At 43.2% G+C, this 23,752-nt stretch carries 23 protein-coding genes; 14 read left to right on the top strand and 9 right to left on the bottom strand.

Going from position 1 to position 23,752, the window contains the following annotated elements; all coding sequences use genetic code 11:
- Positions 1-14: 14 nt before the first annotated feature.
- From EYR97_RS11505 to EYR97_RS11515, 4 genes are all read left to right on the top strand, one after another.
- Complete coding sequence (locus tag EYR97_RS11505) at positions 15-419, top strand: phosphate ABC transporter substrate-binding protein (RefSeq protein ID WP_131093958.1); 405 nt, start codon at positions 15-17, stop codon at positions 417-419.
- Between the two features lie 32 nt (positions 420-451).
- Positions 452-1,198: a hypothetical protein gene (locus EYR97_RS22350; RefSeq protein WP_242634994.1), complete on the top strand. Its 747-nt coding sequence runs from the start codon at positions 452-454 to the stop codon at positions 1,196-1,198.
- Positions 1,173-1,634, top strand: a complete 462-nt coding sequence (locus tag EYR97_RS22355; RefSeq protein ID WP_242634995.1) for a hypothetical protein — start codon at positions 1,173-1,175, stop codon at positions 1,632-1,634. Before EYR97_RS22350 ends, EYR97_RS22355 begins: the two co-directional genes overlap by 26 nt.
- 158 nt (positions 1,635-1,792) lie before the next feature.
- A complete protein-coding gene (locus EYR97_RS11515) occupies positions 1,793-3,412 on the top strand; it encodes a methyl-accepting chemotaxis protein (RefSeq protein WP_131093959.1) in 1,620 nt (539 codons plus the stop codon).
- A 126-nt stretch (positions 3,413-3,538) separates the two neighbouring features.
- On the opposite strand, the gene rpoD is transcribed toward EYR97_RS11515, so the two are convergent.
- The 4 genes from rpoD to rpsU form a co-directional block, all read right to left on the bottom strand.
- Positions 3,539-5,374, bottom strand: coding sequence for an RNA polymerase sigma factor RpoD (gene rpoD, locus EYR97_RS11520; RefSeq protein WP_131093960.1), 1,836 nt, complete (start codon positions 5,372-5,374; stop codon positions 3,539-3,541).
- A 435-nt stretch (positions 5,375-5,809) separates the two neighbouring features.
- Positions 5,810-7,588, bottom strand: coding sequence for a DNA primase (gene dnaG / locus EYR97_RS11525; protein WP_131093961.1), 1,779 nt, complete (start codon positions 7,586-7,588; stop codon positions 5,810-5,812).
- 138 nt (positions 7,589-7,726) lie between these two features.
- A complete protein-coding gene (locus tag EYR97_RS11530; protein WP_131093962.1) occupies positions 7,727-8,173 on the bottom strand; it encodes a GatB/YqeY domain-containing protein in 447 nt (148 codons plus the stop codon).
- Between the two features lie 234 nt (positions 8,174-8,407).
- Positions 8,408-8,623 (bottom strand): 30S ribosomal protein S21, encoded by a 216-nt coding sequence (gene rpsU, locus EYR97_RS11535; RefSeq protein WP_012517258.1) that lies wholly within the window; start codon positions 8,621-8,623, stop codon positions 8,408-8,410.
- A gap of 426 nt (positions 8,624-9,049) precedes the next feature.
- Between rpsU and tsaD the strand changes: the two genes are divergently transcribed.
- A complete protein-coding gene (tsaD, locus tag EYR97_RS11540) occupies positions 9,050-10,075 on the top strand; it encodes a tRNA (adenosine(37)-N6)-threonylcarbamoyltransferase complex transferase subunit TsaD (RefSeq protein ID WP_131093963.1) in 1,026 nt (341 codons plus the stop codon).
- Between the two features lie 12 nt (positions 10,076-10,087).
- Here tsaD and plsY read toward each other — a convergent pair whose 3' ends face one another.
- Positions 10,088-10,690: a glycerol-3-phosphate 1-O-acyltransferase PlsY gene (plsY, locus tag EYR97_RS11545; RefSeq protein WP_131093964.1), complete on the bottom strand. Its 603-nt coding sequence runs from the start codon at positions 10,688-10,690 to the stop codon at positions 10,088-10,090.
- A 253-nt stretch (positions 10,691-10,943) separates the two neighbouring features.
- Here plsY and folB point away from each other — a divergent pair, with 253 nt between their 5' ends.
- The 5 genes from folB (at position 10,944) to EYR97_RS11570 (ending at position 13,524) form a co-directional block, all read left to right on the top strand.
- A complete protein-coding gene (folB, locus tag EYR97_RS11550; RefSeq protein WP_131093965.1) occupies positions 10,944-11,297 on the top strand; it encodes a dihydroneopterin aldolase in 354 nt (117 codons plus the stop codon).
- Positions 11,298-11,804 carry a 2-amino-4-hydroxy-6-hydroxymethyldihydropteridine diphosphokinase gene (gene folK / locus EYR97_RS11555; protein WP_131093966.1) on the top strand — a complete coding sequence of 169 codons (507 nt, stop codon included), beginning with the start codon at positions 11,298-11,300 and terminating at the stop codon, positions 11,802-11,804. It begins immediately after the preceding gene.
- On the top strand, positions 11,801-12,601 hold the full coding sequence (locus tag EYR97_RS11560; protein ID WP_131093967.1) for an undecaprenyl-diphosphate phosphatase: 801 nt from the start codon (positions 11,801-11,803) through the stop codon (positions 12,599-12,601). Before folK ends, EYR97_RS11560 begins: the two co-directional genes overlap by 4 nt.
- A 52-nt stretch (positions 12,602-12,653) precedes the next feature.
- Positions 12,654-13,025: a histidine triad nucleotide-binding protein gene (locus EYR97_RS11565; protein WP_131093968.1), complete on the top strand. Its 372-nt coding sequence runs from the start codon at positions 12,654-12,656 to the stop codon at positions 13,023-13,025.
- A 205-nt stretch (positions 13,026-13,230) separates the two neighbouring features.
- A complete protein-coding gene (locus tag EYR97_RS11570) occupies positions 13,231-13,524 on the top strand; it encodes a hypothetical protein (protein WP_131093969.1) in 294 nt (97 codons plus the stop codon).
- Between the two features lie 97 nt (positions 13,525-13,621).
- Here the strand turns inward: EYR97_RS11570 and EYR97_RS11575 are convergent, their stop codons facing one another.
- The gene (locus EYR97_RS11575) at positions 13,622-15,259 is read right to left on the bottom strand and encodes a dipeptidyl-peptidase 3 family protein (protein WP_242634996.1); all 1,638 of its coding nucleotides are present in this window, start codon (positions 15,257-15,259) and stop codon (positions 13,622-13,624) included.
- A gap of 546 nt (positions 15,260-15,805) precedes the next feature.
- On the opposite strand from EYR97_RS11575, the gene EYR97_RS11580 reads away from it, so the two are divergent.
- Entirely contained in the window at positions 15,806-16,642 is an 837-nt protein-coding gene (locus EYR97_RS11580; RefSeq protein ID WP_131093971.1) for an HDOD domain-containing protein, read from the top strand.
- 109 nt (positions 16,643-16,751) lie between these two features.
- Here the strand turns inward: EYR97_RS11580 and EYR97_RS11585 are convergent, their stop codons facing one another.
- Positions 16,752-17,900 (bottom strand): benzoate/H(+) symporter BenE family transporter, encoded by a 1,149-nt coding sequence (locus EYR97_RS11585; protein WP_131093972.1) that lies wholly within the window; start codon positions 17,898-17,900, stop codon positions 16,752-16,754.
- A gap of 149 nt (positions 17,901-18,049) precedes the next feature.
- On the opposite strand from EYR97_RS11585, the gene EYR97_RS11590 reads away from it, so the two are divergent.
- Positions 18,050-18,622, top strand: coding sequence for a helix-turn-helix domain-containing protein (locus EYR97_RS11590; protein ID WP_131093973.1), 573 nt, complete (start codon positions 18,050-18,052; stop codon positions 18,620-18,622).
- 100 nt (positions 18,623-18,722) lie between these two features.
- Here the strand turns inward: EYR97_RS11590 and rdgC are convergent, their stop codons facing one another.
- Positions 18,723-19,634 carry a recombination-associated protein RdgC gene (gene rdgC, locus EYR97_RS11595; RefSeq protein WP_131093974.1) on the bottom strand — a complete coding sequence of 304 codons (912 nt, stop codon included), beginning with the start codon at positions 19,632-19,634 and terminating at the stop codon, positions 18,723-18,725.
- Between the two features lie 85 nt (positions 19,635-19,719).
- Positions 19,720-21,465, bottom strand: coding sequence for a sensor histidine kinase (locus EYR97_RS11600; protein ID WP_131093975.1), 1,746 nt, complete (start codon positions 21,463-21,465; stop codon positions 19,720-19,722).
- A gap of 216 nt (positions 21,466-21,681) precedes the next feature.
- On the opposite strand from EYR97_RS11600, the gene phoB reads away from it, so the two are divergent.
- Positions 21,682-22,371, top strand: a complete 690-nt coding sequence (phoB, locus tag EYR97_RS11605; RefSeq protein WP_014997327.1) for a phosphate regulon transcriptional regulator PhoB — start codon at positions 21,682-21,684, stop codon at positions 22,369-22,371.
- A gap of 63 nt (positions 22,372-22,434) precedes the next feature.
- On the top strand, positions 22,435-23,736 hold the full coding sequence (phoR, locus tag EYR97_RS11610; RefSeq protein WP_131093976.1) for a phosphate regulon sensor histidine kinase PhoR: 1,302 nt from the start codon (positions 22,435-22,437) through the stop codon (positions 23,734-23,736).
- Positions 23,737-23,752 lie beyond the last annotated feature (16 nt).

Genomic DNA, 23,752 nt, shown 5'->3' on the forward strand with positions numbered 1-23,752 from the left:
CACGAGGACACACCATGAAAAAATGGATACTTGCAGCAAGTTTATGCTGCAACGTTGCTTTTGCTGACGTCGCCGTTATTGTCCATCCAAGCAACGGAGACACACTAGATAAAGATAGCATTAGTCGTCTGTTTTTAAATAAGGCTAAAGCGTTCCCAAATGGCACGCAAGCCGAACCCATCGCACTTGCTGAAGGCCAACCGGCCACCGATGAATTCAACGGTAAAGTGCTCAATAAATCTGCCGCTCAGTTAACTGCGTTTTGGTCAAAACTCGTTTTTACCGGTAAAGGTCAACCCCCAAAAGCACTGGCCAGTGACGCAGATGTTGTTTCTGCTGTTGCGAGCAGCGCCAATGCAATCGGTTATGTTGATGCGGGCGCAGTCAACGATAGCGTACGCGTAGTCGCGACGTTTTAATCTATCGTCAATAAAGAATGAAAGGAACAAGCATGAAAACCAGATTTGCTATTTTTTCTATGGCTAGCCTATTGGCAGCACCTGCGCTTGCAGACGTTCAGATTAATGGTTTCGCAAACCTTATTGGTGGCATGACACTGGACGATAATGAAACTGTTTATGATTATGACAGTGATTTTAGCTTCGACCCTGCAAGTGTATTTGGTCTTCAAGTACGCGGAGAAGTCAGTGATAAACTCTCTGCAACAGCACAGCTAGTAGGCCGCGGTAAAGACGATTATGACGCGGATTTCGAATGGGCTTACATGACCTATGCCGTGAATAACAACACGAATATTAGCGCAGGTCGTTTACGTATGCCGTTATTTAAGTACTCATCATCACTTGATATCGGCTACTCATATCATTGGCTAACGCCACCAGATGCTGTGTATGGCATTGATTTCAACAATATCGATGGTGTACGAGTTGATTACAGTAACTTTTCTGGCGATTGGGAGTATGGTGTTCAGTTAACCGCAGGACGTGTTGAAACTGATACTACTATTTCAGGTACACCAGCAGCGCTAGAGTTAAAAAATGTGGTGGCTGTTTCTTTTGAAGTCACAAGAGATTGGTTTAGCGCAAGAACGTTGGTTGGTAGAGGCAAAACGAGTGCGGAAAACGAGCAGTTTGACACCTTCATTGCGGGTATGGCGCAATTCGCTCCGCTTATTCCGGCTGCGGCTTCATCTGCAACGGGTTTCAGCGTAGATGAAGATACCGGCAACGTTTTTTGAAGTTGCTGTCGATATCGACAAATACGATTGGTTTGTTGGCGCAGAATTTACCCAAACAGAAGTTGATGGGTCTGTTATTGCCGACAACAAAGCGTGGTATGTAACGGCAGGCATGCGCTTAGGAAAATTCACACCACACATTACTTATGAAGTGGAAGAAGCTGACAATGCTGATCAACTCGCATTAGTTGCCGCTTTACCATCGTCTATTTCAACTGGTGATCAAGTAACAGATGCCACTTGGTCTGCTATTTACCAAGGCGCTACAGGTATTGCGACGCAACAAAAGTTTGAGGTATCTGCAGTGACAGCTGGTTTGCGTTACGATGTGGAACCGGGTTTTGCTTTAAAAGCTGATGTAACCTGGTACTCAGATGACCTAGATGATGCAAATGATGCAACCTTATTAAAGGTTGGTGTTAACTATACCTTTTAACACCTAGTTTCGAATTTGTTGCTACACACTACTATTTTAAAGATAGTAGTGTGTATTTTCGCTAAAGTTTTGCGTTATTAATAAGATAAAGTAGAACAGGGGTAATTTTGTTTGGCTGAGTTATAGCTAAGCGATATTAAAAAACGGTGACATAGCAGATGAATTTCCTTAAAAAAATGCCTATTGCAAGTAAGATATTTCTTATACCTGGCATAGCGGCAATTAGTTTTATTATCTATTTACTTATAACTGTCTACACCGCTCTTAATAACGGCGCCACACTTGAAAAAGTACAGCAAGTTCAATTTCCAGCTCTGCAAATCTCTGCCACTGCACTGGTAGAAATGCAAAAGGTACGCGATACATTAGCCAGCGCAGTGACAACCGGCGATCAAGATACACTTGCTATGGCGCAAGATTTAGCCAGTGAAGCTAAAGCGAACCTTAATCAAATAGCTGGTATTAGTTCCGACTTCCGCCCTGAGATCTCTCGCATAGCATCTGGCTTTGATGACTACTTTAAAGTGGCCTTTGAGGTGTCTCAGTCTATGGTGGACGGCACAGCTGACTTCAGCCGTATAGGTGAGTTGTCAGCGCAAATGAACAAGTCTTACGACGGTGTTATCGCGGCTATGACTCGTTTTAGTGATGAGCAAAAAATTACTTTTGAAAAAGCATTTGAAGACACCGATACGGCGAACACGTCACTTATCAGTACGGGTATAGTGTTGGCTATTGTCGTAACTGTTTTACTGTTTGCTACCGCGGTACCTATCGTTAGAGGCATCAAACAAAGCATTGATGATGTTGTACGTTCGCTTAAAGATATCGCACAAGAGAATGGTGACCTCACTGTTCGTATTGAGACAAAAAGCGAAGATGAGATTGGTGACCTAGTGTATTGGTTTAACCAATTTATGGATAAGCTACAAGGTGTGGTACGAGACGTCGTAGAAGCAAGTTTGCCCTTGTCAAACCTTGCGCAGAATTTGCGTGGTGTAACAGAAGAGACACAGCGCACAATTGATGTTCAACAGCTCTCTGCAACTAATGCAAAGCGTGCGGTAGATACGATGAGCGGTTCCGTTGATGGCGTTGCTCACAGTGCTGCACAAGCTGCCGGTGATGCGAATGAAGCAACCAACGCAGCAAGCGAAGGTCGTCAGATTGTTCAAAAGACAGTAACAAGTATTCAACAACTAGCGGATAACGTGCGCGAAACGGCCGATGTCATAGCACGCTTGGAAGCAGATTCAAATAAAGTGGGCTCTGTGTTAGATGTGATCAAAGGCATTGCAGAACAAACTAATTTACTAGCCCTGAATGCTGCCATTGAGGCCGCTCGCGCTGGTGAACAAGGCAGAGGTTTTGCTGTGGTTGCAGATGAAGTACGCACCTTGGCATCACGTACACAGCAATCCACCGAAGAAATTCAGAACACGATAGAGCAGCTACAAAATGCTGCGCACTCGGCGGTAGAAGTGATGGCACGAGGCACAGAACAAGCAACAAGTAGTGTGGAAACGGCTAACCATGCAGGAAGTAGTCTTGAAACTATTACCAGTACAATTGGGCGGATTAATCAGATGAATGAGCAGATCGCTCAAAATACTGAAGAACAACGCTCTGTAGCCATTGATATTGTGCGTCATGTTGATGAGATCCACGAGCGTACCGAGCAAACGGCAAACCGTTCTGGCGAGCTAGGTAGCATGTGTAATGAACTTGCCGACCTTGCACAGCATTTGGAGTCAATTGCGAAGCAATTTAGAGTGTAGAAAGCAACTTAGAGTAAAGGTAGCAATCTAAAAACGCCTTTGATATCGAGGCTTTTTTCAAAATATAAAAAAATCCCCAGCCATGCTGGGGATTTTCGTTTTCTCATCACAAGTAATACAAGTGGCCTACTCGTCCAAGAAGCTGCGAAGCTGCTCAGAGCGGCTAGGGTGGCGAAGCTTACGTAGTGCTTTCGCTTCAATCTGACGAATACGCTCACGAGTAACGTCAAACTGCTTACCCACTTCTTCTAGTGTGTGGTCGGTGTTCATATCAATACCGAAACGCATACGAAGTACTTTGGCTTCACGTGCTGTAAGACCTGCTAACACTTCTTGTGTCGCGTCTTTCAAACTACCACCTGTTGCTGAATCGAGGGGCTGAATAATGGTGCTATCCTCGATGAAGTCGCCAAGATGTGAATCTTCATCATCACCGATGGGAGTTTCCATCGAGATTGGCTCTTTCGCAATTTTAAGTACTTTACGAATTTTGTCTTCAGGCATTAACATACGCTCTGACAACTCTTCAGGAGTAGGCTCGCGACCCATTTCCTGTAGCATTTGACGAGAGATACGGTTAAGTTTGTTAATCGTTTCAATCATGTGTACCGGGATACGAATTGTACGAGCCTGGTCTGCTATTGAACGAGTAATTGCCTGACGTATCCACCACGTTGCATAAGTCGAGAACTTGTAACCACGACGGTACTCAAATTTATCAACAGCCTTCATTAGACCAATGTTACCTTCTTGAATAAGGTCTAGGAATTGAAGTCCGCGATTGGTGTACTTTTTCGCAATTGAGATAACAAGACGAAGGTTAGCTTCAACCATTTCTTTTTTCGCACGGCGAGCTTTCGCTTCACCAATTGACATACGACGGTTGATGTCTTTAATGTCAGCGATAACCAAGCCAGTTTCTTGCTCTACTTGATTCATCTTGCTGATGCTGCGCTCAATTTCTTCTTGGTTGATAACCAATTCTGCTGAGTATGGTGCACCAGACTGAATTGCAGCATGTAGCCATTCAGAAGATGTTTCGTTACCCGCAAATGCCTTGATGAAATCTTTCTTCGGCATTTTTGCGTTAACGACGCAATACTTCATAACAAGGCGTTCTTGAATACGTACTTTGTCCATCATTTCACGCATGTTTCTTACCATGCGATCAAACTGCTTAGGCACTAGACGGAATTCTTTGAACACATCGCTCAATGCGTTGATTTGATCACGTGAATCAGCGTGTGCTCGACCTTTTTTCTCGATGACGTCGCGAGTTTTTATGTATTGCTCACGGAGTTCAGCAAAGCGCTCGCGCGCTAGTTCCGGATCTACACCGCTATCGTCCTCGTCGGTGTCATCGTCGTCGTCGCTATCGTCATCTTCGTCATCTAATTCTTCTTCAGATAACTCTGAGCCAATGTGCGTTGCAGTTGGAGCCAAATCTTGTTCGTCGTTAGGGTCAACAAAGCCTGAAATAATGTCACTAAGACGAATTTCTTCAGCTTCGTAAAGGTCCCATTGGTCGAGTAGATACGTAATGGCTTCCGGGTATTCTGCGACAGAGCATTGAACCTGGTTGATACCGTCTTCAATACGCTTGGCGATTTCAATCTCACCCTCACGTGTTAAAAGTTCTACGGTACCCATTTCACGCATGTACATACGCACAGGGTCGGTAGTACGGCCAATTTCACTTTCTACAGTAGCGAGTGCCTGGGCTGCTGCTTCAGCAGCGTCCTCGTCAGCATTCGCTTCTTGCATGAGAAGTTCATCTGCATCAGGAGCTGATTCAGAAACTTGAATTCCCATGTCGTTAATCATGCGGATTATGTCTTCGATTTGATCAGAATCGACAATATCTTGCGGCAGGTGGTCGTTAACTTCTGCAAAGGTTAAGTAACCTTGCTCTTTACCTTTTGCAATCAGGAGTTTAATCTGAGACTGCTTGCTTTGCGCCATATAACCTACACTTCTCACATTCAATTAGTTTGCAATAAAAAAGACAACACACGTTGTTGTATGTTCCCTTATCTGCTGTAGTACTGCTCTTCAAGGCCGCTTATGCTCGATGCCACGCTGCGATAACGCTTTCATTTGCGATGCACATCTGCTCGGGTTTGGTTCTGCCCGTTACTTTCGGCGATGTTTTTGATACTTATGTTGCTGCAATTATGTTCGTTTTTGTATTATCTACCTAAAGATACACACACTTACAGCGAATTAGCCAGTATAGCAGAATAAAGGGGTGTTTGACCAGATTGGTGGCTGATTTTTTAGCCACTATTTGAGCTTATGTCCTTCTAATCAAAGCCTGTTTGTAGCTAAATTAGTGGTTCTTCATCTTAAATGGTGGTTTCACACAAAACTGGCAGTCCAACCAAATGGACTAAACACCTAGCCTTTTTGTCTTTCCCTCATCAACAGGGTCAGTTCCTCTTTTTCCGCTTGCGTTAGCGGTTGAACCCGTGAGCGTGAAATTAAGGTTTCAATTCGACTATCAAAATGTCCATCGAGCAAGCGTGCAAAGCTGTCATTGAAAACTCGCTCGGCGTCTTCGTCTTTGACTAAATGCTCTTGCAACAATAATTTCGCGATAGTAGTAGAATGGGGATGGTCGCGGAAATTTTCAACAAGTTGCGCAGTATTAGCGCGCGGGTTGGATAAACAATAGGCGTGAATATCTCTCAGTAAATCCATTCCTGCCGCTTGACTACCTGTAAAGATACCGATTTGAACGTCCTCGCATTGGCTGGCTAAAGCGGGCTTATCAAGTAAAAGACGAATAAGCATGCGAAGAGGTGACAATTTGGGCTTGTTTACCTGATTTCTGTTGGGTGAATAGCCAGGCTTTGTTCCCTTATTGGCTCTGGAAATGTCTTGCTGTAGTTTGAAACGATCAAACTCGCCGGTGTGCTTGGCCAGTTCTTCTAATAACATTTGCTTTTGGTCGTCACCCAGTGTGCTTTCAATCAGTGGCGTGGCTGCTTTTTTTAGCGCTATTTTCCCTTCAGGTGTGCCAACATTATGAGTTTTTAGCAAGTTCTCAAAGAAAAAGCGTGATAAAGGAGTAGCTTTATCAAGCATTGTCATAAAGGCTTCCTTACCTATTTGACGCACCATGGTATCGGGGTCTTCGCCGTCAGGTAAAAATAAGAAGGATAACCGCACGCCGTCTTTTAAGGCAGGAAGGGCATTTTCTAACGCACGCCAAGCCGCTTCTCTTCCTGCGCGATCGCCATCGTAGCAACACACAATGTGCGATGTTGCACGTACCAACATTTGAATGTGTTCTGGCGTGGTTGCTGTACCAAGTGCAGCGGTCGCAATATTGATGTCAAATTGGCTTAATGCGACCACGTCCATGTAACCCTCAACCACAACTACAGTATCGAGGTTTCGATTGTGTTGACGGGCAGAATAGAAGCCAAATAATTCACTGCCTTTATGGAAAATACGCGTCTCAGGAGAGTTCAGGTATTTGGGACCACCCTCATCGAGAACTCGTCCGCCGAAGCCCACCACGCGACCGCGTTTGTCCCGAATAGGAAACATGATGCGATCGCGGAAAAAGTCATAGGTTCTTCCTTGGTCATTTCGATTAACCAACTTTAGCTCTACAAGTTGTTTGATGCGCTGTGGATCAGTACCAAATGCAGTTAGAAGTGCGTCCCAACTATCAGGTGCGTAACCAATTTCCCACTGCTTGACGATATCGCCACTAAGACCGCGATTTTTTAAATACTCAATAGCTTTTGCGCTATTGCTGTTTTGACGAAGCTGTTGTTGGAAAAAGCGGGTTACTTGTTCCATTACCGCATAGTCGTCTTGCTGCTGTTGGCGCTTTTCTTCGCTCATCGCAGGGCGACTGCCTTTTTCTCGCGGTACTTCTAGACCGTGATAGCGCGCCAGCTCTTCAATGGCTTCAACGAATTCTAATCTATCGAACTCCATGATGAACGATATGGCATTGCCATGAGCTCCACAGCCGAAACAATGGTAGAACTGTTTGTCTTGGCTTACGGTAAATGAAGGGCTTTTTTCATTGTGGAAGGGACAACAGGCTTGGTAGTTTTTCCCTGCTTTTTTCAACTTAACTCTGCTATCGACAACTTCTACTACATCGGTTCGAGAGAGTAGGTCATCAATAAAGTCGCGAGGTATTTTTCCAGCCATGAGGGATATTTACACGTAGAACAAAGTTACTGTTGTCAGGTAAGCACTTTAACAGGGAAGTGGGTAAATGAGAACGACTAACCGCTTTGCTCATTCATAATGAACGGTTAGCCATCAACATTATAATTGTCAAAAGCGTTAGGCGTTTAAGCGCGCCTTTATTTTTGCGCTTAGTGCACCCATATCGGTACGACCTTGCACTTGTGGCTTCAGTGTGCCCATGACTTTACCCATATCTTGCATACCTGATGCACCTGTGGCTGCCATAGTATCGTCTATCAGGCTGTTAAGCTCATCGTCAGTTAATGGCTGAGGGAGAAAAACTTCAATATAAGTAATTTCTTCACGCTCTTTACTAGCAAGGTCTTCGCGGTTGGCTGCATCGAACTGAGAAGCAGCGTCTTGGCGTTGCTTAACCATCTTAGTGAGAACGGCCAAGATGGCACTGTCATCTAAGGTGATTTGTTCGTCGATTTCTTTTTGTTTGATTGCTGCAAGTGCCATGCGAATTGTACCAAGACGAAGCTTGTCTTTGGCGCGCATTGCATCTTTCTGCGCGTCTTTTAAGTCATCAATTAGTGCCATGATATTTCCTGTTTTTTTCGTTATCAAGCGATAGCGCTAGGTGAACTTACATTAAGTGTATTACAAGCGTCTAATACATAACAGAGTCAGCAGCACATAAGGTTTGTGCAATTAGAGGCCTGTTTATATCGAATATTTATTTTAAATAGAATGCGACACAAAAATTTCAGAGGCCCAGAAACACGAAAGGTGCTGCAATTGCAACACCTTTCAGACTCGTTACTTAACCCTATATTAGTAGAGTTTTACGCGACGTGCGTTTTCACGAGCTAGCTTCTTAAGATGACGCTTCTTAGCAGCAGCTTTCTTGCGCTTGCGTTCCCAAGTTGGTTTTTCGAAGAATTCACGACGACGAACTTCAGAAAGAACACCTGCTTTTTCACAAGAACGCTTAAAACGACGCAGCGCCACATCAAACGGCTCGTTTTCTCTAACTTTAACGATAGGCATTAAACACTCACCTCAAAACTTTTACTGTGTAAATCCGGGTAAAATTGTGCGCTAAAAAGGCCACCCGGGTTAAAAATGGTGCGAAATTCTAATCATATCTACAGAGAATGTAAAGGATGAATTGCTAAAAATTAGCCAATATTGTGCATTTACCCCTCTAATGCCATTCCAAGAGCATGGGATTAAAGGTAAACTCTGCGCCCAAACTAATGGGCATCCCAAATAAACTTATTGCTCTTGTCGGTGTTAATAGCTGAAAAACATCAATAAATGTTAAATAAACCTACATCAACAAGATGAAACAAATAGGATTTACATGGGGTAATATTTTGATCGCGGCGGGATCATAATGATGATCGCCTCAGATCGCCAGAAAAATCTAATGCTCATTTTACAGAGATAACATTGCCAAATAGGGGTGTTCCCATGCGAATACTAGGAATTGAGACATCTTGTGATGAAACGGGAATTGCTGTTTATGACGACGAGCAAGGTTTGTTGTCACACGAATTGTACAGCCAGGTAAAACTACATGCCGATTACGGTGGTGTTGTTCCTGAACTTGCTTCTCGTGATCATGTTAGAAAGATCATTCCACTTATTGAAAAAGCAATGGCAGATGCAAATACAACATCTTCTGAAATTGACGGTGTTGCCTTCACGCAAGGTCCTGGCCTGGTTGGTGCACTTTTGGTTGGCTCGTCTGTAGGGCGCGCTTTGGCCTACGCATGGGATGTACCTGCGGTAGGTGTTCACCATATGGAAGGGCATTTACTTGCTCCAATGCTAGAAGAAAGTGCACCAGAATTTCCGTTTGTCGCACTTCTGGTGTCAGGCGGTCACTCTATGTTGGTGAAAGTGGAGGGGATTGGCCAGTATGAAGTACTGGGTGAATCTATTGATGATGCGGCCGGTGAAGCATTTGATAAAACGGCAAAGTTATTGGGCTTGGATTATCCGGGGGGGCCATTGTTGGCAAAATTAGCAGAAAAAGGCGAGCCTGGTCACTATAAGTTTCCGCGCCCAATGACCGACCGCCCAGGCTTAGATTTTAGTTTTAGTGGTCTTAAAACCTTTGCCGCTAACACAATTCGAGATGCTGACCTAAGTGCTGATAATGCCGAACAAACCAAGGCAAATATCGCATATGCTTTTCAAGAAGCGGTTGTCGACACCCTTATCATTAAATGCAAGCGCGCGCTAAAACAGACCGGCATGAAACGATTAGTTATTGCTGGTGGTGTAAGTGCGAATACCATGTTACGAGAGCAAATGAAAAACTTGATGGCTGATTTAAAAGGCGAGGTCTTCTATCCGAGTCTTGCGTATTGTACCGACAATGGAGCAATGATTGCTTATGCTGGAATGCAACGTTTGAAAGCCGGTGAAATAGTAGGTTTGTCATCACAAGTAAAGCCCCGCTGGCCGCTTGACACGCTTTCTGCAATTTAACCATTGAAAGCGTTATTCTTTCGTATTGCCTTTATCCCATATCTTACTTTCATTGCCCGCTAATAAACGGGCAATGTTGTCTTTGTGGCGCAAAATAATAAGCAGGGATAGCATCGCAACGGGAATAGTGTAGAGCGGTTTTATCCAAAAAGTGAAAAGCGGCGCTAACGACACGGCGATTAATGCGCCAAGTGAAGAGTAGCCTGTTAAAAATACAACCACAATCCAACTTAAAATCAGTAGCCCAGCCAAATCTAAACCAATTGGAAGCATGGCGCCAAATGCGGTGGCTACGGCTTTTCCCCCTTTAAAACCAAAATAAAGGGGGAAAATATGACCAAGACAGGCCGCGATAGCTATGACACCAAGTAAAATAGGTTCGATACCTAGAAAATAGCTTCCGTAAACAGGAATGGTGCCCTTTAGAATATCCATAATAAGTACTAACAAGGCTGGAATTCGCCCGCCAAGGCGATACACATTGGTGGCGCCCGGGTTTTTGGAACCTGCTGTTCTTGGGTCTGGCAAACCGAAGGCCCGAGATATAACCACAGCACTGGACAAAGAGCCAAATAAATAGGCCACAGCAACCATTAAAACAGTTAAAGAAATCATGTATTAGTACTACTTAATCCTATCTATTCTTAGTACGAAAGGGGTTTTAGTTCACACCACACTGCGATGGTGCAGGTTAAATTTAACAACCTTTGTTGCCCCTTATTGGCATACAGCGTTATAGTTGACGCAAAATTCATTTAAAGCTACTCCATCCACACGTGATATACCACCTTTAGGCCGCTAGAAAGCGCGTTTATTGGGGTGGTAAGACGAGTAATGCAGACAATACCAAACAAGTTGAAGTAAATTCATGGGTAAAATTTATATAACAGGGTTAGCCGTTGACACCCTGATCGGTGTGTATGACTGGGAGCGCACTGCGCAAACACAGCTTTTAATTGATATCACACTAGAAGTAGATTTAGCCAAGGCAATGTTAAGTGATGATGTTAATGATACCGTCGATTACGCGAAAGTTGCTGAGTGTGTTGTAGAAGTTGGAAAGGATAGTTCATTTGAGCTACTTGAGGCTTTTGGTGCCAAAGTTATGGATACGGTGCTTTCACGCTTTAAGGTGGACGCCATTACGCTCAAAATTGTTAAGCCTAATATACTGCCTAATGCGCAAACCGTGGCGGTTGAAATGGTTAAAAGGGCTGATTGAATGTCACTTCACACCATCCTGATAAGTATCGGGTCTAATATTGAACGCGAACATTATACGCGCCAGTCTGTCATTGCCCTTAAAGCACATTTTGACGATGTTCGGGTATCATCTGTGTATGAAAGTGAGGCTGTCGGCTTTGACGGTAGCCCATTTTATAATTTAGTGGCGAGCGCTAAAACGTCGAAAACAATCGCGCAAGTGTGTGAGACTTTAAAAGCAATTGAAACGTCTCATGGTCGTGTGCACCGAGACAAAAAGTTCTGCGCGCGTACACTCGATTTAGACCTCCTTACCTACGATAGCGTAGTAACCCAATCGCCGGTAATACTTCCTAGGGAAGAAATTTGCTATAACGCTTTTGTATTGTGGCCCTTAGCAGAACTTGTACCCGACGATATTCACCCTGTTACAAATAAAAACTATGCGCTCATGTGGCGTGAATTTGACAAACAAAAACAGCAATTGTGGCCAATTGACTTTACGTGGAGCACAGCAAAGGAATGACACTTTTCGAAATCATTATATTAGCCATTATTCAGGGTATCACTGAATTTTTGCCCATCAGCAGTTCAGGGCATTTGTTACTTCCTGCTGAGTTATTTGGATGGGTCAGTCAAGGGTTGGCCTTCGACGTGGCGGTGCATGTTGGAAGTTTGTTGGCGGTGATGATTTACTTCCGTCAAGAAATAGCTCAAATGACGGTAGCTTGGGTTACTCAAGGTTTTTCTAAACAGCAATCAACTGATAGTAAACTTGCTTGGTATGTGATTGTGGCAACTATTCCTGCCGTTATCATTGGGTTTTTGATGAAAGGCTGGATTGAGGACAACGCTCGCACGGCTCTCGTCATTGCAGGAACGACCATCATTTTTGGTTTATTACTGTGGTACGCCGATGCAACGGCAAAGCGTGATAAAGAGCTAGAGGGTTTAACACTGAAGCAGTCAGTGATTATAGGTCTAGCTCAAGTGTTAGCGTTAATACCTGGTACATCCCGTTCAGGCATTACTATGACAGCGGGGCTAATGTTGGGCTTAAAGCGAGAAGCCTGTGCGCGTTTTTCCTTTTTGTTATCCATACCAGTGATCCTTGGTGCAGGTTTACTTGCTACCCTTGACTTATTAAATGCTGAAGAAGTCGTTGACTGGTATGCATTGCTTTATGGTGCAGCTTTTTCTTTCGTTAGCGCTTACTTGTGTATTTACTTATTTTTAAGTTGGATATCGCGAATTGGTATGTTGCCATTTGTGATTTATCGTTTGGCGCTGGGCGTCATATTATTGTGGTTTGTGTTTGCCTAAGCCCATTGGGCGATGACGAATTTTGAATGGTGGAAAGTGAGGAACACTATCTATGTCTGAGACAATTTTTACTAAAATTATCAACAAGGAAATTCCAGCAGAAATACTCTACGAAGATGAGCTATCTCTGGCATTTAAGGATATCAACCCGCAAGCGCCTTTGCACTTCTTGGTGATCCCAAAAAAACCTATCGCTACAATTAATGATATTGCAGAAGAAGATCGCGAAGTAGTGGGTCATTTGTCATTTGTTGCTGCAAAAATTGCCGCAGAGCATGGGTTTGCTGATCAAGGCTTTCGGACCGTAATGAACTGCAATGAATTTGGTGGTCAAACTGTTTATCATATCCATCTTCATGTGTTAGCAGGAAAGCCACTAGGCTGGCCTCCTTACACTGAAAACATGAAGCAGCATGTTGAATAGATAGAGAAAAACGCCGTAAGTTATCACTTACGGCGTTTTAGTATTGCGCGCTGTTTAAGACTATTCTCAAAGAAAGCCCTCGCTCCTGATAGTCAAAAATTTGTGTTGAACAGATGGATAAACATTGTGGTGATACAGTTTTAATTTTCATTTTTTAATGTAGTAGCTTTCTTGGAAATTCAAATCGCTAAAAAGCACATTAACTATGTCGAAATTAAACATCATACCTAGCTTATCTATCATAGTAGCTTTAGGTGCATGCTCTAGCATTCAACCTCCCGCATATGAGAAAGACAAGTCTCCAGAAAACCGTAGAGAATACAATGGGCTAAAGGGAGTTATACAACAACAAAAAGATCAAAGTTACCTTATGTCTGCTGAGCTACAAAAGAAATGTAATGCTGCACGAATAGATCATGCTGTTGCGGAATCAACTGGAGATGATGCTCAGTCAAAAGCGCAACAGGCAATAATTAAAGCAACTTGTGTGACTGATTAACTTAAACTGAAATAAAAGGCCTGATCCCGACAAAAACCAAAAATCAGGCCTTTACTTCTATATAACAAAAGACGCCAATAATTAAATCGAACTAGCGTTATAACCCGAGTACTTCTTTGCCTTGATTGAAGTGGATATCAACAGGTATATTAGCCGCTTCAAGACGGGCTAAATCTGCTGCCAGTGCCGGTTTAATTACGCCCATATTAGCAACTAACTCAGCCACGCCGTCATAATCACCATCGCCTTGAAGCGTTAGAATTAAGGCGGAAAGAGCCTTGATAGCAGTCCCCATTTTTTCCATATTGACGCTATATAACCCCGCTTCGGTTTTTTCAAAGGCGCCTTGCTCAGCGAAAAAGTTAAAGCGGATCATATTCGCTTTACCGTGGGCTGAGCTTGCGCCAAAGCGCACTGAGCGGAAAATGCCTGCCATGAAGGTCACATAGTAGTCTTTCAATGTTCCTTCCGTTATTTCGCCTTTCTCCAATAAGCTTTGTACCATGTACAAACCAAGGATATCCGCCTTACCTTCTTCCAGTGCAGAGGCATGCTCTTTTAATGCGCCACGTACGGTATTACTACCATCAAGGGTATTTTTAATCCCTAAACCGTGGGCAACTTCGTGGAACATGGTGTTAGCAAAAAAGGCGTCAAAAGTAATATGCTCTCGCTGCTCCGGAACAATTAGCGTATCGGCAATGGGAACAAGAATATTGTCAAATTTAGCGCGCATCGCGTTTTTCAGCTGAAGGCGACGGGTTCCTTTCTCAAGTTGAACTCGTTCGTCATTCGGTAGGTTTATCGCAATCGTTTTACTTCCTGCATTGGAATGTCCGGCGTAGTAGATAACATCGTAAGCGTTTAAGTCAGCATCAGAGCCCGGCATCTCAGCTTTGTAGGCGCTCTCTACTGGTAAACCTTGTTGTAGCTCAGGCAAAAAGGCCGCGTACTTGGCAAGTTTTTCGCTCCATTTTAAGTCTTTTACCAGTACATAAGCTTCAAATGCTGCGCGATACCCAAAGAGTTGATCTTCATAGGATTCAATAGGACCTATGACCAGCTCTACTGGGTTGGTTTTCATATCCATCCATGCCATATCAGAGGCTAAATAGTCATCGGTTAACAACGCTTCAGCGCGAAGTAGTAAGTACTGCTTAAACTCTTCATTGTTTGCTAATGCAGATGCTTCTTTGAGTAAATTGGCGGCCTTCGTTAGCTCATCACTGTATGCCTTTGAATAAGGTTGAGTAAACAATTTACCTGTATCGTCGCGTTTCACGACGGAGTACAAACCTTGTTTGTCTTCAAAGTTCGCACTTTCAAATTCAGTTTTGGTCATATCATGAGGATAAAACTCTGCACCCAATGCTTTTTCTTCAAAACCGCTTAAAAAGGGAGCATCGCCGTTCAAGCGATCCCATGGGCCATAATTAATCTCAGCAAAGTGACGAACGTCTTTGTCTTCAATAGCGCTTAGAAATGCACTTTTATCTTGATTGAAGGCTTGTTGCCAAAAGAGGTCGTCCATAATTTTTGATGCATCAATAAGCAAGGACAACATGCGCTTTTGATTGTCACTTAAGTGTGATAAATCGCTGGTAAGGTCAACTGGGTGGTAAATCGACAAGCGAGACTGCTCAATAAGCAATGTGTGTTGAGCTGCAGGTGCGACTTCGGTTACTTGTTCTTCGCTTGTTTGTGGTGGCTTGCTGCAACTTGCTAGTAGAAACACGCTGGCTAGCGTAGTTGCTATTGTTGAATATGTCGTTAGTTTTGTTTTTTCATTATGTCTCTAGCCGGTTGATAATATATCTATGCTTTTGATTTCATACAAAAGTATGAGAGTTATTTGTTCGATATCAATAGTGATTTCGCACTAGTTGTCTATACTTGGTCTATGCTTCCATATTTGTTGAGAAAAATACACAACAAACACAACTGTCAATTTGAAAACCTCATCGAGATTAAGCCGCATTACCAACCGTGCTGATGTATATTTTTGAGAAGGTTAATCATGTTGAGCAAATGGAGCGCTCTAATATTGCACTAATATTGAACTAGGATAGTATGGTATTGGAGTTACCTAAAGAATGCTAAGCAAGCTTTGGTTTTATCGTCCAAGGTTGTAAGTAAAGTCTAAAACAATAAATATAATTTAAGCTGTAAATGGAATTGGGTATCACGGAACAGGTATACAATTTGTTCAGTTTGCTCGTCGATGATGGTCTACAACCACCTCTTACAAGGGTGGCGTAACAAACTCTTTAAGGTAGAAAATATGTCTACACAGAATGCGCTATTAACGATACTAGTTGAGAAAATAAATAACGATACATTAGTGCTTCCTACACTTCCAGCTATTGCATTGAAGGTGCGAAAAGCAGCTGATGATCCTGAAATAAACTTAAATGATATGGGTGATGTTATTGGGCAGGATCCATCTTTAAGTGCGCGAATGATTAAAATCGCAAACAGTGCTTATATGGGACGTAGTGTAAAAGTAACTTCTGTTAGCCAAGCCGTCACTCGTATCGGATTACGTCAAATAAAAAATATATCCACCGCCTTAGCCATGGAGCAGTTGTTTGTTTCTAAAAATGATGTTGTAGCAAATTACTTGCAAAAAGAGTGGGCTAATACGGTAAAAATAGTGGCTAATTCTATGGCTGTGTTACAGCTTTACATAGCGCGAACCAAAAAGCGTGAAATGAGCATGGACACCATGACGCTGGCAGCGCTTGTTCATAATATTGGTGTGTTACCGATTTTGACTGAAGCCGAACGCCACGCAGAGGTGTTTGCGAACCCTTCATTTCTTGATGTGGCTATTGATAAATTAGCAGGGCGAATTGGTGCTAGCATTATGCAAGAGTGGGGATTTGGTGATACGTTTGTTAACGTAGCAAAAAACTGGAAAGATCTCAGTTTCATACCTGAACAATTGAGCTATATTGATTTTGTTCGCGTTGGCGCAGCGGTATCTGGCGCTATGGATAGTCAAAAAGACGCGGTACTGAATCTGGCAATTCAACGCGGTGTGGTTGCAGAAATGGGTGAGTTGCACTCGGATGAGTTTGAAGATTTAGCCAGTGCTGCGAAGCAAATTTTCTTGTAACGCATTTTACATGTTAATGCTTTAAAAGCCGATGTGTGAGTCACATCGGCTTTTTGTTTTCTAACGCGGTTTGTTGGCACACTTTACTCAATATCACGGTGCATTTTCGCTACGTGGGCTTTCTTTGAACCAGTAATAACAGTAACCCAATAGCCAAGCCCCAAACAGCAGACGTCATTGAAAATAAGCTAAAGCCGGATGCAGTACAAAGCATGGTAAGCAAGGCGGGGGCACGGTGATGCTCAACTTCCATCGCGCGCACAATTGCACCTTGTAACGTCGCAAGTAGCGCCAAACCTGCGAGCAAATGCACAATTACTGGTGGCATACTTACAAACAGCGCAACGACCACCGAGGCCAGTAAACCCATTAACAAGTATGCCAAACCCGCGGCAATTGCCGCTTTATAACGTTGTGATTTATCACTGTCAGCTTGTTCTCCCATACATAGTGCAGCGGTTATTGCTGCCAAATTAAAGGTAAAACCGCCGAAGGGAGCGAGTAGCGCTTGCACGCACGCAATACCACTTAGAATAGGCTTGTGATCTGGTTGGTAGTCGTGTGCATGATGAATGGCTATTCCTGGCAAATTTTGCGATAGCGTGGTAATTAGAAATAGTGGAAAAGCTAAACCAATAGTGGCGCTTAAAGAAAACACTGGTGTAGTCCAGATAGGCACTGGCAGCGTAAATGAAATATCTATATCTTGCTGTAAGTAAATACTAATAGCCACTGAAAGTATTAACAAAACAAGCATTAGGTAACGTGGAAACAATCTACTGCCTACTAAATATAAAGCGATGAAACTCGCAACAAGTATGGGCGAGTTGTTTACATCACTGAAAATTGCTAGGCAAATAGGAAGTAGAATCCCAGCGAGTAACGCAGAAGATATTGCCACAGGGATACGGCTAATTTGTGCAAGCAGCGCGCGACTTTGTGCAGTGATTAATGAAAATAACGCACATAAAACAAATGCTCCAATGACTTCTGGTAGTGTATATGCATCTACAGTGGTAAGTAGAAACGCCGCCCCCGGTGTCGACCAAGCGGTTACTACAGGCATTTTTGTGAGCCATGAAAACACTATGCAGGTAAAGCCCATACCTAAACCGAGCGCGAGAAGCCAACTCACTACCATTTCATCAGTTGCGCCAGCACGACGCGCTAAGTCAATTACAATAACGATTGCGCTACTATAACCTACGGTCACCGCGGTAAGTCCTGCACTAATGTGACTAAACTTCCATTGCTTCATATCAACCCCTTTTTAAGCAGAACACTTGAGTGAATTTCAACAACTGCTATTCTGTGCGTTATAACGCACATGGAAAGTCAGCAACATATCATTTGTGCGTTATAGCGCACAAGTGGTGTGCCAAAAAAATTGTAAAATATAGAGTGATAATGAATATGGCAGGAAATGATCCGACGGATATTGCACAAAGTATCTCAACGCATCTTCGCGAAGTACGCAAAGAAAAAGGACTATCTCTTGATAAAGCGGCCGCGTTAACGGGGGTATCTAAAGCCATGTTAGGTCAAATAGAGAGAGGTGAATCTAGCCCGACTATCGCCACATTGTGGAAGATAGCAACCGGGCTAGAATGTTCATTTTCATCCTTTTTACTAGATAGTAACTCTGCGGTGCTCTCACAAGCGAGTCGGATTCAAGGTGAGTTCGCCAACGATCCTAATATGACGGTAAAAACCCTTTTTCCTTTTAACCCAGAAACAGGTTTTGAAATGTTTGAGCTTTGCTTAACGGCCCATCATGAGCAACATTCTAGCGCCCACCAAATAGGTGTTACAGAGCATATTCATGTGACTAAGGGGACATTAAGTGTATTTCAGGAAGGTACTTGGCATACTTATGCCAAAGGGGAACAGTGTCTGTTACGTGCAGATCAAGCTCATGGCTATCGCGACGAAGTAGGAGAAACGCGGTTCATTGCTGTTATTCACTACCCAAAACGATAGTAATAGGGTTCACACAAAGAGAATAAGGACTTGATATGAACCCATGTGTTTCTGAGCGTTTTAAACACTAACGCTTGTCGAAAGACTTTCAATAGTGAAATTATAGGCTAGCGTCGTTTAGATTGAGCACGTTTTGTAAAAATACAATAAGCGCTGATAATTCTGCAGACATCAGAGCAAATTCAGCATCAAGCCTTGCCTCAACTTGATCTTTTGGAACGTCATCTGTCTCTTCTTTAATGCGATCAGTAAATTTAATGCGTTTAAGCGCGCCGTCTTCGCACAAAATTGCAGTTAACGTATCGGCATATTCAAAAGCCACTTTTTGAGCCAGCTTGCCAGCGGATAAATGAATGCTGATTTCTTCACTGTCGAGCGGCTGATTTTTGCACCGTATAACACTACCCACATCGTCAGTTGACTTGAATTCAGCTTCTTCTAGCAACGCAATACCTTCAGGAGTACTGTCAGAAATCCAATGGGTGAGCTCACTTTGTAGACTTCTGCGCGTCAATGGAACAACGGGCAATGAACCAATCGCTTTTCTCACCATAGCAAGAAAGGCCTCAGCTTTTCCGTCTGAAGATGCATCAACAACAACAAGGTTGTCTGGCAAAGAAATAAAACCATGGGTGTAGCTGTTCTTAGTAAAAGCTTGAGGAAGCAAGCGCGTTTGAATTTCCTGCTTCAAGTCGGCCTTCGCTTTTTTACCTACGGGTGCACCTGTTTCGGCTTCAATTTTAGCCACCATTTCTTCAAGTTCGCCGTTAACTACAGCACTCGGTAAAATCTTTTCTTGTTTCTTTAACGTGATCCAATAACGTTGCTGAACCACATGACACATGGTGCCTTGCTTACCTACTTGTGAAAACGGAGAGGCGAAGCCCATTGTCGCGAGGTCTTGACTGCCACAAGGGCGGAATGCATGTGCGCTTAGTACGCGCTCTAAATCGTCATCGTTTAACGAAAGTGGTTGGGTAATTTGATAAGCTTTTGCGTTTTTAAACCACATAATGAAAGCAGTCTCATATAGAAAAAGAGCGCGCAAGCGTACCAATGTACGCTACGCGGTGCAATTGAATAGGAAAAAAAACGATTTAACTGTTTTTATCTACAGATGCATCAATGGGAAAACGGATTATGTAGCACAACCCTTTACCGAGAGTACTCTTTGCATCTATTTGCCCATGAAGGGATTGGGTCACTAAATTGTACATAATGTGCGTACCTAAACCGCTACCGCCCTCACCGCGTTTGGTGGTATAGAATGCATCGAAAAGCTTATCTAGTTCTTCTTTCGACAGGCCTCGTCCATCGTCTCGGTACTCGATAACAACTTCGTCGCCATCTTCCCTTATATCAAGTTGAATATTGCCAGCATTCATGCCCTCGAAGCCATGAGTGATAGAATTAACCACCATATTGGTAATGATTTGTGCGATGGCACCAGGTGCACAATTGACCCGGAAGTTTTCTTTGCAGTTAACCGAAATAGAATGTTCGGTATGTTTAAAGCTCGGTTTCAGTGACTGCAAAATTTCTTGTACATAATCACCTAATACAAACTCGCGCTCGGTCTCGCTGGTTTGATCAACCGCTACGCGCTTAAAGCTTGCAATTAGATCAGATGCACGCTCTAAGTTACTCAGTAACAAGTGTGCAGTTTGGTCTGCTTCGTCGATAAAGCTAGCCATGTTTTTAGTGGTTAAACTCTTGTCTTCGAAGTCATTTTTCAGGTTGTTTAAGCGCTCTTGTAAGAAGCTTGCCGCGGTAACACTTACGCCAAGAGGGGTATTAACATCATGCGCAATACCGGCTACTAATCCACCTAGTGATGCCATTCGCTCAGACTCTACCAGTTGTTCTTGTGCTTGATGCAAAGTATCCATGGAATTCGCGAGCTCTTCGTTGCGTTTGCGAAGCTCTGCTTCGATATACTGGCGATTTTCGTTTTCTTGTCTTAGCTCGCGTTGATGAGCAATCAGTTCATCTTTTTGTTGCTCAAGATCTAGCATGATTTGAGAAAGTGACGCTGTTTTCTTGGCAACTTCTTGTTCTAGTATAAGGTTCTGATCGTCGAGCTTTTTGTTCGCTAGCGTGAGCTCATCCTGTGCGTCTTTGAGCTTTTGGTTTGAAACAATCAAATCATCAATAACTTGGTTATAGGATTCTTTAAGTTGAAGTAGCTCATTGTCATCTTCTAACTTAATGGTGATTTTACTTTCTTCAGGGTGCTGAGGGTCGAAATTCCCCATTTGTTCTGTGATATTTTGCAATGGTTCTGACAACATGGTTCTAAACGCTGTCATGAAGAGGAAAACGAGGAAAGTTGTTTTAACCAGTGCATTTCCGATCAAGAAAAAGACGCCGACTTCAATACGGCTAAAAATAGTATCAAAACTTGAATAAAGTGTTACATCACCAACCGTTGATTCTCTACCAGAAAACTTGAACACCAAAGGAAAGCTGTAACTGAATACACCGCCTCTGTGATCTTCTATAATTTCTCTATCTACAGGGTTGGGAGAGCGTTGAGCCCGAATGCCATACTCAGCTATATAGTTGCCGTTTTCACCCCTAACTTGCAAGCCTTCGACGATAGGCAGAGACATTAAACCTTCGGCGATGGCGCGAACTTGGTCGTTATTAAGTTCCCAAAGAGCACGAGTAAGACTGGAGGAAAAGGTATTTTTTAAGGTTTGTAGTTCACCTTCAACGTGATTTTTTGTACTGAGGTACTCTGTAAATATCTGCCCAACAGTGACGATTAACGTTAACGCGAAATAAACCGACAAAACTCTCGCTAAGAGCTTCCTTGATAACCCTGTTTTAACGGCAGCCATCGATAAACATACCCCTGTTCATAACCGATTACCCAATACATTATCAAGAATATGCGCAAATCATTTAATAAACAAGATTATGTGCTTAAACTTTGAGCTTATTATAAGAAGATTAATTTCTCACCAAAACTTGACACATAAATGTAATCAATTTAATAAAACTGTCACAGACCACATTAATAATAGCGGCGTTTTAATATGAGCAGGAAAATATCAATGTCTCGAACAGTATTGGTGGTTGAGGACGAAGCGCCTATTCGCGAAATGCTTAAATTTGTGCTTGAGCAATCTGGCTTTAATATCATTGAAGCCGAAGATTTTGACATCGCACAAGAAAAAATCTGCGAACCTTATCCAGACTTAATCTTGTTAGATTGGATGTTGCCAGGCGGCAGTGGAGTGCAGCTAGCAAAGAGCCTTAAACAGCATGAGTTTACTCGAGATATTCCTGTAATTATGTTGACCGCTCGTGGCGAAGAAGAAGACAAAATACGTGGTTTAGATGCTGGTGCCGATGATTACGTCACCAAGCCCTTTTCACCCAAGGAGTTGGTTGCGCGCATCAAAGCAGTTATGCGTCGAGTAACACCGACATCCAGTGAAGAACCTATTGAATTCAATGGACTTAAACTCGAGCCCGTATCTCATCGTGTTATGGCTAATGATGAACCACTGGATATGGGGCCCACTGAATTTAAATTACTTCACTTTTTCATGACACATCCAGAGCGCGTATATAGCCGAGAGTTGTTACTTGATAATGTATGGGGGACTAACGTGTATGTTGAAGATAGAACGGTAGATGTGCATATTCGTCGTCTACGCAAAGCTATCTCTCGTCACGGACATGATGCTATGATTCAAACGGTTCGAGGTGCGGGCTACCGTTTCTCAACTAAGCTTTAATCATGGATGGGAGTGGTACTTCGCTTCCATCATTTTAGCGTTTTCACTTATACGAGTTTGTTCATGTACTACCCATTCTCTTGGTTGAGAAGCTCCATTCGCCTAGTGCTATTCCTGTTGGTTTTCGCGCTGGTGGGCTTGTATTTGGACGACTTGGTAATGGCAATAGCTGTTGGTGCTACCTTGTTGTTGTGCTTCAACTACTGGCATTTATACAAACTCAACCGATGGTTATGGCACAGCCGTAAAATGTCACCACCAACCGTAAAAGGGATGTGGGAGCACATTTATGAAGGTATTTACTACCTTCAACGCCGCAATCGAAATAAGCGCAAAGAGCTCGGAGAGTTGGTCAAACGGTTTCGCGAGGGTTCTGAAGCTTTGCCAGATGCAGCAGTGGTGGTTGATGCCAAAGCCTGTATCATTTGGTGTAATCGTCTAGCACGTCTCGATCTGGGCTTAAAGTGGCCTCAAGACTCTGGCCGAAGAATTGACAATCTATTGCGTCATCCTGAGTTTATTCAATACTTCCATGCAGGGAATTATAAGTACCCCATCGAAGTTCCATCACCAACAAACCCTAACAAAACTTTTGAATACCGCATAATGCCCTACGGCGAGGAGCATCTACTGCTGATTGCTCGGGATATTACGCGAGTGTCGCAACTAGAAGAGATGCGCAAAGATTTCGTGGCTAACGTTTCTCATGAACTTCGCACGCCGTTAACAGTGATCAATGGTTACCTTGAGATATTGCCTATCGATGAAGACGCTGATCCATTCATGCAAAAAGCCATGAATGAGATGGTGTCTCAAACGCATCGCATGCAGAACCTTATTGAAGATTTGTTGGTACTATCTCGTATTGAAGCGAGTTCTGAGCGCATTTATGAAAACGTAGTAAATATGCCCGCGGTACTGGCGCAAGTAGAAACCGAGGCATTGGCTTTAAATAAAGAAAAGCAGCACCGGATTCATTTTCATGTTGATCCCGAATTATGTGTTTTTGGTGTTGAAACAGAACTTCGCAGTGCATGCTCCAACCTCGTTTTTAATGCTGTTCACTATACACCTGCAGGTGGTGAAATTAATGTGTATTGGCATCGCAAAAGCGATGGCGTTCACTTTGCTGTTGTTGATAATGGCGATGGTATTGAGCCGAATCACTTAAACCGATTGACTGAGCGATTCTATCGGGTCGATAAGGCGCGCTCTCGTAAAACCGGTGGTTCTGGGCTTGGGCTATCCATTGTAAAACATGTGCTAAGCCATCATAATTCAAGGTTAGATATCACTAGTTCGCTAGGAGAGGGAAGTCAGTTCTCTTTCGTTTTAGACGGTGAATTGGTGGCAGAGCTGGGTTGATAGGAATATTTCACGG

This window comes from Alteromonas sp. KUL42, from assembly GCF_006538325.1.
GTDB lineage: Bacteria > Pseudomonadota > Gammaproteobacteria > Enterobacterales > Alteromonadaceae > Alteromonas.